Origin of the sequence: Parvibaculum sp. (assembly GCF_039680535.1) — a bacterium.
In the GTDB taxonomy this organism is placed as follows: Bacteria; Pseudomonadota; Alphaproteobacteria; order Parvibaculales; family Parvibaculaceae; genus Parvibaculum.
Map to the genome: position 1 here is coordinate 262,780 of NZ_JBDKSS010000013.1, position 12,020 is coordinate 274,799.

Consider the following 12,020-nt stretch of genomic DNA (forward strand, 5'->3'; position numbering starts at 1 on the left):
TCCCTGGGTTTCGATCGGTCAATTGAGAGCGATAGGGGCAAGCTGAGTCAATCGCGCTGTCACGGCGCCAAGGCTACAAATATGGTCGGGATATGCTATATGGCCTCGAACATTCGCCAATCCGGAGAGTGAGATGCCGAGCGCGCCCAGTTCCGAAGCTTTCGCCGCCGCTGCTGCGGGCGTCATTGCCATGGCGCGTTACGCAGGCGAGCGTCATTGGGTGCCCGCGACGAGCGGCAATTTTTCTGTGCGGATCGATGATCGCTTCGCCGCGGTGACGGCGACGGGCGCCGACAAGGCCAATCTGACCGAGGCAGAGGTGATTGCCGCCGAGATTTCGGGACCGAAGCATCCGCGCGCTTCCGCAGAAGCGCCGTTGCATCTCGTTCGCTATGCCTCCGATCCGTCGATTGGCGCGATTGCCCATATCCACACATTGCCGGCGACGCTGCTTTCCAGGCGGCATGCCGCGAAGGGCGTGCTTCGCCTTGAAGGCTGGGAGTTGCTCAAGGCATTCACCGGCATCAAGACCCACGAAACCGCGCTCGACATTCCCATCGTGCCCAACGATCAGGATACGGACCGCCTCGCCGCTCTCGTCGAAGAGCGGTTGAAGGCTTCGGGTCCGGTTCCGGGTTATCTGATTGCGGGCCATGGGCTCTATGTCTGGGGCGCGACCGCGAAGGACGCGATCCGCCACATGGAAGCCTTCGATTTTCTTTTGACCGCCGAACTGCATGAGGAGAGCGCGCGATGACGCAGCTTACAGTTTACGCCGATACCGATCCGTCGAAGGTGCTGATCGAGACACGCGCGGCCGCCGAGATCGCCGATCTCCTCTCCGACATCGGCGTCGTGTTCGAGCGCTGGAATGCTTCGGTCCTGTTGCCCGACGCGGCAGCTCAGGAAGATGTGCTGAAGGCCTACGAGGCCGATGTGAAGCGCATCATGGAAAAGGGCGGCTACAAGTCGGTAGATGTCGCGCGCGTGACACCCGACCATCCGGATCGCGCCGCGCTGCGCCAGAAGTTCCTTGCCGAGCATACGCATGACGATGACGAGGTGCGCTTCTTCGTCGAAGGCGCGGGCGCCTTCTATCTGCATGTGCAGGGCAAGGTCTATCGTCTCGTCTGCGAGCGCAACGATCTCATCAGCGTACCCGCCGGCACGACGCATTGGTTCGACACGGGCGAGCGCCCGCATTTCTGCGCCATCCGCATCTTCACCTCGCCGGACGGCTGGGTCGGTCATTTCACCGGCGACGACATTGCAACGCGCTTTCCGTTGTTCGAGAGCGCCGCATGAGGATCGCGGCTATCCTGACCGATATCGAAGGAACGACGACGCCGATCTCCTTCGTGCATGAGGCGCTGTTTCCCTATGCGCGCGCCCGCATTGCGGAATTCTGCAAGGCGCATGAGGCGGAGCCCGAGGTCGCGGCGGCGCTTGCCGCCGCCCGCGCGCTCGACGGTCATCCCGAGATCGATCTCGACGCGACGATCGCGCTGCTCATCCGCTGGATCGACGAGGACAGGAAGGCAGGGCCGTTGAAGACGCTGCAGGGCCTCATCTGGCAGAAGGGCTATGAAGAGGGCGTGCTGAAAGGCCAGGTCTATGAGGATGCCGCCGATTATCTCAATCGCTGGCATGCGAGCGGGCTCAGCCTCTTCGTCTATTCTTCCGGGTCGGTCGCGGCGCAGAAGCTGATTTTCGGGTACTCGGACAAGGGCGATCTCGCGCTGCTCTTCTCGGGTTTCTTCGACACCGCCGTTGGTGGGAAACTCGAAAGGGCGTCCTACGAACGCATCGCGCGGGAGGTCGGCATCAAACCGGCCAACATTCTTTTCCTTTCCGACAATCCGGGCGAGATCGCGGCGGCGAAGGCGGCCGGCTTGCAGGTCGCACGCATCGACCGGGCGCTCGCGGCCGACGAAGCACGCCGCGAAGACGAAGTCCTCGTCGCCGGTTCCTTCGCGCCCGTCGATCGGGACTTCTTCTGAGCCTCAGCGGTAATCCGCTTCCACGGTTGCGTCCTCATGCGTGGTCGCCGAGAAGGCGCGGAGGATGAGCGTCAGCACCGCCGCCACGGCGAGGTTCAGGATCACCGTGTAGAGCGCAGCATAGCCGGGCATGGTGACGCCGAAGATCGTCAGCGGCCAAGTCGAGGTCTTGAAGCCGAGCGACCAGGCCATCCATGTGCCCGTGCCGATGCCTGTGGCCCAGCCGATGAGCAGGGCGCGCGGATCGAACCAGCGCGTATAAAGGCCGAAGAAGATCGCCGGCAGCGTCTGGATGATCCAGATGCCGCCGAGAAGCTGGAGCTGGATCGCGAGCCGCTGTTCGAGGTTGAGCACGAAGACGAGCGCGCCGACCTTGGCGACCAGCGACACGATCTTCGCCATGCTCGATTCAGCTTCCGGCGAACAATTCGGCGCGATGAATTCCTTGTAGACGTTGCGCGTGAAGAGGTTCGCGACGGCGATCGACATGATCGCGGCGGGAACCAGCGCGCCGATGCCGACGGCGGCGAAGGCAACGCCCACGAACCAGCTTGGGAACTGGTCGAGGAAGAGGGCGGGCACCGAGAAATTTGCGCCGTAGAGCTTGAAGCCTTCGGCAAATTCCGGCTTCGACGAAACGCCGGCGGCGAGCGCCATATAGCCGAGAAGCGCGATGAGGCCGAGCACGAAGGAATAGGCCGGCAGCAGCGCGGCATTGCGGCGGATCACATGGCCGGAGCTTGCGCTCAGCACGCCCGTCATCGAATGCGGATAGAGGAAGAGGGCGAGGGCGGAGCCGAGCGCCAGCGTCGCATAGGCGCTGTAGCCGCCGAGGCTGCCCGCGGCCGGCGGCGTGAGCGTCAGCTTTTCGGGTGCAACGGACGCGAAGATTGCGCCATAGCCGCCGAGCTTTGCCGGAATGATGATCACGGCGGCAATGACGGTGATGTAGATCAGCAGGTCTTTCACCACCGCGATCATGGCAGGGGCGCGAAGGCCGCTCGTATAGGTGAAGGCGGCAAGAATGATGAAGGCGATGATGATCGGCAGATGCCCATGCACGCCCATGGCGCCGATCACGACTTCCATGCCGACAAGCTGCAACGCGATGTAAGGCATGGTGGCGACCATGCCCGTCGCCGCGATGGCGAGCGCAAGCGGCCGGTAGCCGTAGCGGCCCTTCACGAAGTCCGCCGCCGTGACATAGCCGTGGCGGTGCGCGACGGCCCAGAGGCGCGGAAAGATCACGAAGACCATCGGATAGACGAGCACCGTGTAGGGCACGGCGAAGAAGCCCATCGCGCCCGCGCTGAAGACGAGGGCAGGCACGGCGATGAAGGTGTAGGCCGTATAGAGATCCCCGCCGAGCAGGAACCAGGTGATGATGGTGCCGAAGCGTCGGCCGCCAAGGCCCCATTCATGAAGCTGGCTGAGGTCGCCCTGGCGCCAGCGCGCGGCAAGGAAGCCCAGAATGGTGATGAAGCCGAAGAGGCCCGTGAAAACGTAAAGCGCGGTCCAGTTGATGGTCATGGGCTTACTCGGTCGCGAAATAGACGGCGATGGTCAGCCCTGCGCCGAGGGCGATCCAGAGCAACTGATACCAGTAGAAGAAGGGAATTCCGGCAAGCGCTGGCTCCGCCGAATTGAAGAACGGCACCCAGAGCATCGCGGGGAAAGGCAGGAAGATGAGCGGCACAAGCCAGCGGCGCTTGTGCGGGCGTGCGTCGTTGTTTTCGTCTGCCATGATATCCCCCGTTTCGAGCCGGAACTCACCCGGCGGGGAACATTAGTGGCTGGCATTCGGGCTGTCACCTGCCGAAGCGATAAAGCGTCGCCGCCTACTCCCCCGCCGCGACCGCAGCGTTAGTCCGGTCACGGCTGAAGCGCCTGCCCAGCCGGTCGAGATACACATAGAGCACCGGCGTGATGTAGAGCGTGAGCAGCTGCGAAAGGATGAGGCCGCCCACGACCGCGAGGCCGAGGGGCTGGCGCACTTCGCCACCCTCGCCGAACCCGATGGCGATGGGGAGCGTGCCCATGAGGGCCGCCATGGTCGTCATCATGATGGGACGGAAGCGGATCACGGCGGCGCGGAAGATCGCCTCGTCGGGCGCCATGCCCTCGCCCCGTTCCCGCTCCAGCGCGAAGTCGATCATCATGATCGCGTTCTTCTTCACGATGCCGATGAGCATGATCATGCCGACAAAGGCATAGAGCGTGAGCGGCAGGCCGAAGAGATAGAGCGTGAGCAGCGCACCCACCGCCGCCGAGGGCAGGCCGGAGAGAATGGTCAGCGGGTGGATGAAGCTCTCATAGAGAATGCCGAGCACGATATAGACGACGAGGATCGCAAGGCCGAGAAGCAGGCCGAGCCCGCTCATGGAGCTCTGGAAAGCCTGCGCCGTGCCCTGGAAGCTCGTCGCGATGGTGGCGGGAAGCTGGATCTGGTCCTGCACCTTCTGGATGGTTCTCACCGCGTCGCTCAACGCGACGCCGGGCGCGAGGTTGAACGAGATGGTGACCGCCGGAAGCTGGCCGAGGTGGTTTTCGGTCAGTGAAGTGGCGATATGGCTCGTCTGCGTTACGGCGGTGAGGGGCACGAGATTGCCCGTGTCCGACCGCAGATAGAGCCGCTGCAATGCCGACTCGTCCTGCTGATAGCGCTTCTGCAGTTCCAGTACGACCTGATACTGGTCGGACGAGGTGTAGATCGTCGAAATCTGGATGCCGCCGAATGCGGAGGACAGTGCGCTCTGCACCTGCTCGGGCGTGACGCCGAGAGCGGCCGCGCGGTTGCGATCGATCTTGACGCTCAGCGTCGGCGTCGAAAGATCGAGATCGCTGGTCACGTCCTGGAACCCCGGCGCTGATGACAGCGCTGTCTGCAGCCGCGCCGCGCTGCCATAGAGCGTCGCGACGTCCAGATCCTGCAGCGTGTATTGATAGGTCGCCTTCGAAGATTGTCCGCCGACCTGAAGCGCGGGCGGGTTCTGAAGATAGACCTTGAAGCCGGTGATCTTCGCGAGCTTGGGGCGGAGTTCCTGAATGATCTGGTCGGCGCTGAGCTTGCGCTCGTCGCGCGGCTTCAGCCGCATGATGATCGTGCCGGCATTGATGCTTGAGCGCGACCCGCTCGGGCCGAGGATGGACATGACCGCCGCGACGTTCGGATCGGCCATGATGATCTTCACGGCCTCTTTCTGGTGGCGCGCCATGTCGTCGAAGGAAATGCCGTTCGGTCCTTCCGTGTTGGCTCGAAGCTGGCCGATATCGCCGCTTGGCAGAAAATCCTTGGGCATGAAGTTGAAGAGCATGACGGTCGCGACGATGCTCAGCAGGAAGACCGCGAAGACCGCCCGGTGATGGATCATTCCCGCACGCAGCGTGCGCTCGTAACCGGCTTCGAGCTTTGCAAAGGCGCGCTCGCTCCAGTCGAGAATCGCAAGCTGGCGGCCTTGACCATGCCCTGAGCGGATCATGCGGCTGCAAAGCATCGGCGTCAGCGTCACCGAGACGATGCCGGAGACGACGATGGCGAGCACGATGGTCACGGCGAATTCGTGCAGCAACCGGCCGACAATACCGCCCATGAAGAGAATGGGAATGAAGACGGCGGCGAGCGACACCGTCATCGAAAGAATGGTGAAGGCGATCTCCTTCGAGCCCTTCAATGCCGCTTCGAAGGGGCGCTCGCCATTCTCGACATGGCGCATGATGTTTTCGAGCATGACGATCGCGTCGTCGACGACGAAGCCGACGGCAAGCGTCAGCGCCATGAGCGAAAGATTGTCGAGGCTGTAGCCGAAAAGAGCCATGCCCGCAAAGGTGCCGACGATCGAGATCGGCAGGGCGAGCGACGGAATGATCGTCGCGGACAGGGTGCGCAGGAAGAGAAAGATCACCAGCACAACGAGCGCGGCTGCCAGCACCAGCGTGAATTGCACGTCATGCACCGAAGCGCGGATCGACTGGCTGCGGTCATAGAGAATGTCGAGCGAGATCGCGGCGGGAAGCTGCTTCTCGAAATCCGGCAGGACCTTGTTGATCGCATCGACGACCGCAATCGTGTTCGCGCCGGGCTGGCGCTGGATGCCGAGGATCACGGCGCGATCCTTGCCCGACCAGCTGGCGGCCTGGTCGTTCTCCACGCTGTCCACGACATTGCCGATGTCGTCGAAGCGCACGGGGGCGCCGTTGCGCCAGGCGACGACCTGACGGCGGAAAGCCTCTGCGTCGACGAGCTGACCTTCCGCGCGGATGACGGTGTTGCGGGTCGGACCGCTCAGCGATCCGGTCGGATTGTTGACGTTGGTGGCCCGTGCCGCTGCCGTCACCTCGTCTATGCCTAGGCCGCGAGCGGCGAGCGCGTCGGGGTCGACCTGAATGCGGACGGCGTATTTCTGCGAGCCGTAGACATTCACCTGCGCAACGCCCTCAATGGTCGATATCCGGCGCGAGAGAATGGTCTCCGCATAGCGGTTGACCTCGCTCATCGGCAGGACCTTCGAACTCATCATGATGAAGAGAACGGGCGAGTCCGCCGGATTGACCTTCCTGATCGTCGGCGGGCTCGGCATTCCATCGGGAAGCTGGCGCTGGGCGGCGGAGATTGCCGACTGCACGTCCTGCGCGGCGGCGTCGATGTTGCGGTCGAGCTTGAATTGCAGCGTGATGCGGGTCGAGCCGAGGCTCGACGTCGAGGTCATCTGATCGATGCCGGCGATGGTCGAGAACTGGCTTTCGAGCGGAGTGGCGACGGCGGATGCCATCGTCTCCGGATCGGCGCCTGGAAGCGAGGCCGAGACCGAGATCGTGGGGAAGTCGACGGCCGGCAATTCACTTGTCGGCAATTGCGTGTAGCCGAAGGCGCCGAAGAGCACGACGGCGACCATGACGAGCGTCGTCATGACCGGGCGGTGGATGAAGACCTCGGAGATATTCATGAGGCCGCCGGTCCTTTCGCGGCGATCTTGACGGTGCTGCCCGGTGCGACGCGCAGCTGTCCGTCGACGATCACTTTCTCGCCATCCTTCACCGGGCCGTCGATGGCGGTGATGTCACCCGCCTGAGCAAGAGTGGTGATGGCGCGCAGTTCGACTTTCATGTCCGGGGTGACGACATAGACATATTGTCCGTCCTGACCGGTATTCACGGCATCGCGCGGCACGGCGATCACGCTCTTGAGATCGTCGATGCGCACACGCACATCGACATATTCGCCGGGCACGAGCCGCATGTCGGCATTGTCATAGGTCGCGCGAAGCTCGATCGTGCCGCTCGCGGCGTTGATCGTATTGCCAATGAAGTCGATCGGCGCGACGACCTCACCGTCCTTCTCGCCATGGGTTTTGAGCGAGGCGACGAGGCTTTTCGCGGCAAAGGCCTGCTGAAGTTTCGGCAGGTTCTGCTGGGCAAGGGCGAAGGAGATTTTCACCGGCTGAATCTGCGTCACGGTGACGAGCGGTGCGCCGCCTGCGGCGGTGATGATATTGCCGACGTCGATCAGGATGGGGCCCGTCTTGCCGTCGATGGGCGAACGGATTTCGGTATAGCCGAGCTGAAGCTCCGCCTGATCCACGGCCGCGCGATCCGCAGCGACGGTCCCGGCCAGCGCTTTCGACTGGGCAATGGCTGCATCGCGGGTCTGTTCGGAGACATAGCCGTTCTTGACGAGCTTGTTGGCGCGTCCAAGATCGAGCTGCGCATTGGCAAGCTGCGCCTCGTCGCGCTGAAGGTTCGCGCGCGCCGCGCGCAGCGCAGCCTCATAGGGGGCTCGGTCGATCTGGAAGAGGAGATCGCCCTTGCGGACAAGCTGCCCTTCCTTGAAGCCTGCGCCGACGATCTGCCCGTCGATACGCGACTTCACCTGCACGGTGGCGTTGGCGATGACCGTTCCGACTGCCTGTGCATAGACGGGCAGGTCTCGTTGCTGCGCGGCGGCGACGGTGACGAAAGGCGCGTCCGTGCCTTTGCCCTTCGGCGTCGCCTCGCCGCCAAAATAATTATGGACTGCGGCGCCTGCGACGAGGACTGCGCCCGCCAACAGAAGAACGGTGCGCGGCGTAAACCTGCGGCTGCCGGTACTCTCTTTATTACTGGTCATTGGTCTTTCTGCGCCGTGTTGGGCTGCTTCCACGCTTCGAACGCGGAGACCGCTCGCTTCCCGTCGCGCGCCGATGGGCGCTCGCCATGTTTTCGTTATTGACCGCCCTGCGCGCCGCGGTCAATCGCGATGAGCGGACAGCCCCGCGACTTCATTGAAACGTCATGGACGGTGCGCGGGGCGAATGGCGCTTGACGGGTTCGATTCTGTATTGTACCAATCGGTACATAATTTGACCAAACGGTACAAAAAGGAGAGATTTCATGTCGCCGCGTCCGCCCCTGCCGCCATTCACCGCTGAAACCGCCGCGCAAAAGGCGCGAATGGCGGAAGACGCCTGGAACAGCCGCGATCCGTCGCGCGTCGCGCTCGCCTACACGGAGGATTCGATCTGGCGCAACCGGGCCGAGTTCGTCACCGGGCGCGCGGAGATCGTCGCGTTTCTCAGCCGCAAGTGGCGCCAGGAGATCGAGTATCGGCTGATCAAGGAAGTCTGGGCATATGAGAGCAACCGCATCGCGGTGCGCTTCGCCTATGAATGGCGCGACGATTCCGGCCAATGGTTCCGCTCATATGGCAATGAGAACTGGGAGTTCGACGGCGACGGTCTGATGCGCCGCCGCTTCGCCTGCATCAACGATCTTCCCATTGCGGAAGAGGAGCGCAAATTTCACTGGCCGCTGGGTGCCCGGCCATCGGATCATCCCGGCCTTTCCGAACTGGGGCTTTGATTTCATGTCGAGAAAACCCGTCGACCGCGCCGATCTGCCTCCCTTGCTTGCCGAGGTCTTTCGCAAGCACGGCTATGAGGGAGCGAGCCTTGCTCTGATCAGCGAGGCGACGGGGCTCGGCAAAGGCAGCCTTTACAACTTCTTTCCCGGCGGAAAGGAGGAGATGGCTGCCGCTGTCCTCGCCGATGTGGATGCCTGGTTCGAGGAGCATGTTTTCGCGCCCTTGCGCCAGGAGTCCGACGCGGACAAGGCCGTTTCGAGCATGCTGGACGCGGTCGACGCCTATTTTCACTCGGGCCGCCGGGTCTGCCTCGTCGGGGCATTTGCCCTCGACGACGCCCGCAGCCGCTTCCCGGAGCGTATCCGGGGCTATTTCGCGCGATGGGTTGCGGCGCTTGCGGAAGCTCTGGCGCGGGGCGGGCGAAAGGATGCCGCCATTCTGGCCGAGGAGGCGGTCGGCCTCATTCAGGGCGCCATCGTCCTGTCGCAGGCCTTGGGCGATACGGGAGCTTTCGACCGGGCCATCGACGGCTTGCGCCGGCGCCTCGTCGCGCCGCAGACGAGGAGCCGTTCCGCTCAGGCGTAACCAGGCCGTTTTGAGGGCTGACGCGCGGCGGATTGTCCCGGCTCGTCGATAGATATTGAAAATCATTCGCAAACTCGATAACCAACAGGATCAGGAAGGGCTGCGCGCCACATGGTGCGAAGAGCCCGATTTGGTTGGTTACGGGTCATGGTCATCATCGACACCAGGGCAGGCAGGGGCGGGATCACCGGCGGCAGCGTCGGCGGGCAGGGGCCGGAGATCTGGTTCCGCTCGGGCACGCCGAGGCCGGGCCTGTTCCCGGGGCTCGCCCGCGCGCTCGAGGCCTTCTTCACGCGCTACCGCAGATACCTGCCTTACGTTCATGCGGCGATGTTCGTCGCCTTCCTCATTGCCATCATCGTTCCGCTGTTCCTGCCGCTTCCGCCGGAAGACGCGACGCCGCTCAACAACTTCACGGTCGCGGTGAATTTCGCCTTCTGGGGCATCTGGTTTCCGCTCGTCTTTCTGTCCGTGATCTTCACCGGGCGCAGCTGGTGCGGCGTGCTCTGTCCCATGGGTGCTGCGTCGGAATGGGCGAACAAGATCGGTCTGCAGCGGCAGATTCCGCGCTGGATCAAATGGGAAGGCACGCCCATCGTCAGCTTTCTCATCATCACCATTCTCGGGCAGACGGTGGGCGTGCGCGATCATCCGCTAGGCATTGCCGAAGTCTTCGGCGGCACGCTGCTCGCGGCCATCACGATGGGCTTCATCTATGGTCGCAAGAAGCGCGCCTGGTGCCGTCATGCCTGTCCTATCGGCCTGTTGCTCGGCGTCTTCTCGCGGCTCGGCGCGGTGCAGTTCGCGCCCAAGAGCAAGCACCCCGGCGGCGACGCCTATGCCGAGCGCGGCATCTGCCCGACCATGATTTCGATTCCGCGCAAGGAAGAGTCGCGCCACTGCATCGAATGCTTCCGCTGCGTGAAGCCCTCTTCGCCCGGCGGCCTCTTCCTGCGTCTGCGTACGCCCGGCGAGGAGGTCGCGAAGATCCGCGATCACAATCCGAACGCTGCCGAAGTCTGGTTCCTTTTCGTCGGTACCGGCGCGGCGCTGGGCGGCTTCCTCTGGCTCATCCTGCCCAGCTATCAGACATGGCGCATGGCGCTCGGCGCATGGGCGATCGACCACAACATGTTCTGGGTCGGCGAGGCGGGCCCCTGGTGGCTGATGAGCGTGCATCCGGAGGCGCGCGAGGTCTTCACCTGGCTCGATTTCACGATGATCGTCGGCTACATGCTCGGCTGGGCCGCGCTTCTCGCGGCGGGTCTTGCGCTTGCGACCGGTCTTTCGGCCTGGATCGCCGGACGCCTCGGTGGCGAGGGCCGCTTTCGCGCCCGCTTCGTCGAACTCGGCTATCAGTTCGCGCCGGTGGCGATGGTTTCGCTTCTTCTCGGCCTCGGCGGCAAGCTCTTCGACGCTGCCGTGGCTGCGGGCGCACCTGCTGCTCTCGTTGGCGACTTCAAGGCGGCATTGCTTGCTGGCGCGACGCTATGGGGCCTCTGGCTCGGTGCGCGCATTCTCGCGCGTCAGGGCGTCTCTTTCCATTCCCGCATGTTTGCGCTCGCTCCCGGACTCGCGGGCAGCATCTTCATTGTTCTTTCGTGGTGGCCTGCCGTGGTGGGCGCCTGAGTTTTCGATCAGATCAAAAAGGACCGATGCCATGACCTCTATGAAGCAGCGTCTCGCGGCTCTGCCGCTCGCCTTGTCGCTCGCGGCGATTGCCACGCCGGCATTCGCGGCGGAAGTCCCTGTCGGAAACCCGGTCGAGAAGAACGGCATGAACATCGCCGCCGTCTATCTGCAATCGGTCAAGATGGCGCCTGAACTGCCGGGCATGGACAAGCCGACCGACATTCATCTCGAAGCAGATATCAAGGCGCTGCACGGCAACGAGAACGGTTTCCGCGAGGATTCGTGGATTCCCTATCTGACGGTCACCTACACGATCGAGAAGATCGGCTCGAACTGGAAGTCATCGGGCCTCTTCCTGCCCATGTGCGCCAATGACGGGCCGCACTATGGCGACAACGTCAAGCTCGATGGCGCGGGCAAGTACAAGGTCACGTTCAACATCCAGCCGCCGGCCTATAACGGCTTCTACCATCACGTCGACAAGGAGACGGGCACAAAGGAATGGTGGGAGCCCTTCCAGGTGTCCTGGGACTTCGCCTATGTCGGTACGGGCAAGAAGGGCGGCTACTGACGTCTCGCGATATGACGCAATGAAGAGGCCCGCCGGAGATTTCCGGCGGGCCTCTTTGTCATGAGACGGTCGGCTCAGCGCAAGCTCAACTGCACTTGCCGTCCTTCTTGCAGCCCATATAGGCACCTGCCGCCGCGCCGACTGCGCCGCCGACGATTGCGCCCGTGGCGAGGCTCGTGCCGGCGACCGCCGTTGCCGCGAGGCCGATTGCGCCGCCAATGGCGCCGCCCGAAAGGGCGCCCTGGGTCGTGTTGTTCTGATTGGTGCAGGCAGTCGTACCCAGGAGTGCCGCCACCGCCACGATTGTCACTGCTTTCCTCATAGAAACCTCCGTCAATGCGCCCCCCTCAGAGCGCGAACCGGCAACGACGCGAATCGCTGCCCATCGCTTCGCGAA

General features: G+C 63.4%; 12 protein-coding genes. 7 read left to right on the forward strand and 5 right to left on the reverse strand.

Annotated features, from left to right (window positions below; translation table 11 throughout):
* Positions 1-133: 133 nt before the first annotated feature.
* Genes mtnB through mtnC form a run of 3 tightly spaced genes read left to right on the forward strand, consistent with a single transcriptional unit; the run spans position 134 to position 2,000 of the window.
* On the forward strand, positions 134-757 hold the full coding sequence (gene mtnB, locus ABFC66_RS08305) for a methylthioribulose 1-phosphate dehydratase (protein WP_346740481.1): 624 nt from the start codon (positions 134-136) through the stop codon (positions 755-757).
* A complete protein-coding gene (locus tag ABFC66_RS08310; protein WP_346740482.1) occupies positions 754-1,305 on the forward strand; it encodes a cupin in 552 nt (183 codons plus the stop codon). The genes mtnB and ABFC66_RS08310 overlap by 4 nt, the downstream gene beginning before the upstream one ends.
* Positions 1,302-2,000, forward strand: coding sequence for an acireductone synthase (gene mtnC / locus ABFC66_RS08315; protein ID WP_346740483.1), 699 nt, complete (start codon positions 1,302-1,304; stop codon positions 1,998-2,000). The genes ABFC66_RS08310 and mtnC overlap by 4 nt, the downstream gene beginning before the upstream one ends.
* A gap of 3 nt (positions 2,001-2,003) precedes the next feature.
* On the opposite strand, the gene ABFC66_RS08320 is transcribed toward mtnC, so the two are convergent.
* The 4 genes from ABFC66_RS08320 to ABFC66_RS08335 all read right to left on the reverse strand — a co-directional run bounded on the left by ABFC66_RS08320 (position 2,004) and on the right by ABFC66_RS08335 (position 8,103).
* Entirely contained in the window at positions 2,004-3,530 is a 1,527-nt protein-coding gene (locus tag ABFC66_RS08320; protein WP_346740484.1) for a sodium:solute symporter, read from the reverse strand.
* Between the two features lie 4 nt (positions 3,531-3,534).
* Positions 3,535-3,744 (reverse strand): DUF3311 domain-containing protein, encoded by a 210-nt coding sequence (locus ABFC66_RS08325; protein ID WP_346740485.1) that lies wholly within the window; start codon positions 3,742-3,744, stop codon positions 3,535-3,537.
* Between the two features lie 94 nt (positions 3,745-3,838).
* Positions 3,839-6,943, reverse strand: coding sequence for an efflux RND transporter permease subunit (locus tag ABFC66_RS08330; protein ID WP_346740486.1), 3,105 nt, complete (start codon positions 6,941-6,943; stop codon positions 3,839-3,841).
* Entirely contained in the window at positions 6,940-8,103 is a 1,164-nt protein-coding gene (locus ABFC66_RS08335) for an efflux RND transporter periplasmic adaptor subunit (protein WP_346740487.1), read from the reverse strand. Before ABFC66_RS08335 ends, ABFC66_RS08330 begins: the two co-directional genes overlap by 4 nt.
* 263 nt (positions 8,104-8,366) lie before the next feature.
* Between ABFC66_RS08335 and ABFC66_RS08340 the strand changes: the two genes are divergently transcribed.
* The 4 genes from ABFC66_RS08340 to ABFC66_RS08355 all read left to right on the forward strand — a co-directional run bounded on the left by ABFC66_RS08340 (position 8,367) and on the right by ABFC66_RS08355 (position 11,623).
* The gene (locus tag ABFC66_RS08340; RefSeq protein WP_346740488.1) at positions 8,367-8,834 is read left to right on the forward strand and encodes a nuclear transport factor 2 family protein; all 468 of its coding nucleotides are present in this window, start codon (positions 8,367-8,369) and stop codon (positions 8,832-8,834) included.
* A 4-nt stretch (positions 8,835-8,838) separates the two neighbouring features.
* Positions 8,839-9,420: a TetR/AcrR family transcriptional regulator gene (locus tag ABFC66_RS08345; protein WP_346740489.1), complete on the forward strand. Its 582-nt coding sequence runs from the start codon at positions 8,839-8,841 to the stop codon at positions 9,418-9,420.
* 147 nt (positions 9,421-9,567) lie between these two features.
* Entirely contained in the window at positions 9,568-11,049 is a 1,482-nt protein-coding gene (locus ABFC66_RS08350) for a 4Fe-4S binding protein (protein ID WP_346740490.1), read from the forward strand.
* A gap of 40 nt (positions 11,050-11,089) precedes the next feature.
* Positions 11,090-11,623 carry an iron transporter gene (locus tag ABFC66_RS08355; RefSeq protein WP_346740912.1) on the forward strand — a complete coding sequence of 178 codons (534 nt, stop codon included), beginning with the start codon at positions 11,090-11,092 and terminating at the stop codon, positions 11,621-11,623.
* An 85-nt stretch (positions 11,624-11,708) separates the two neighbouring features.
* On the opposite strand, the gene ABFC66_RS08360 is transcribed toward ABFC66_RS08355, so the two are convergent.
* Positions 11,709-11,945: a hypothetical protein gene (locus tag ABFC66_RS08360; RefSeq protein WP_346740491.1), complete on the reverse strand. Its 237-nt coding sequence runs from the start codon at positions 11,943-11,945 to the stop codon at positions 11,709-11,711.
* Positions 11,946-12,020: the final 75 nt, after the last annotated feature.

Coding starts and splice junctions, on each gene's coding strand:
- mtnB (WP_346740481.1), top strand. CDS start 134: ATGCCGAGCGCGCCCAGTTCCGAAGCTTTCGCCGCCGCTGCTGCGGGC.
- ABFC66_RS08310 (WP_346740482.1), top strand. CDS start 754: ATGACGCAGCTTACAGTTTACGCCGATACCGATCCGTCGAAGGTGCTG.
- mtnC (WP_346740483.1), top strand. CDS start 1,302: ATGAGGATCGCGGCTATCCTGACCGATATCGAAGGAACGACGACGCCG.
- ABFC66_RS08320 (WP_346740484.1), bottom strand. CDS start 3,530: ATGACCATCAACTGGACCGCGCTTTACGTTTTCACGGGCCTCTTCGGC.
- ABFC66_RS08325 (WP_346740485.1), bottom strand. CDS start 3,744: ATGGCAGACGAAAACAACGACGCACGCCCGCACAAGCGCCGCTGGCTT.
- ABFC66_RS08330 (WP_346740486.1), bottom strand. CDS start 6,943: ATGAATATCTCCGAGGTCTTCATCCACCGCCCGGTCATGACGACGCTC.
- ABFC66_RS08335 (WP_346740487.1), bottom strand. CDS start 8,103: ATGACCAGTAATAAAGAGAGTACCGGCAGCCGCAGGTTTACGCCGCGC.
- ABFC66_RS08340 (WP_346740488.1), top strand. CDS start 8,367: ATGTCGCCGCGTCCGCCCCTGCCGCCATTCACCGCTGAAACCGCCGCG.
- ABFC66_RS08345 (WP_346740489.1), top strand. CDS start 8,839: ATGTCGAGAAAACCCGTCGACCGCGCCGATCTGCCTCCCTTGCTTGCC.
- ABFC66_RS08350 (WP_346740490.1), top strand. CDS start 9,568: ATGGTCATCATCGACACCAGGGCAGGCAGGGGCGGGATCACCGGCGGC.
- ABFC66_RS08355 (WP_346740912.1), top strand. CDS start 11,090: ATGAAGCAGCGTCTCGCGGCTCTGCCGCTCGCCTTGTCGCTCGCGGCG.
- ABFC66_RS08360 (WP_346740491.1), bottom strand. CDS start 11,945: ATGAGGAAAGCAGTGACAATCGTGGCGGTGGCGGCACTCCTGGGTACG.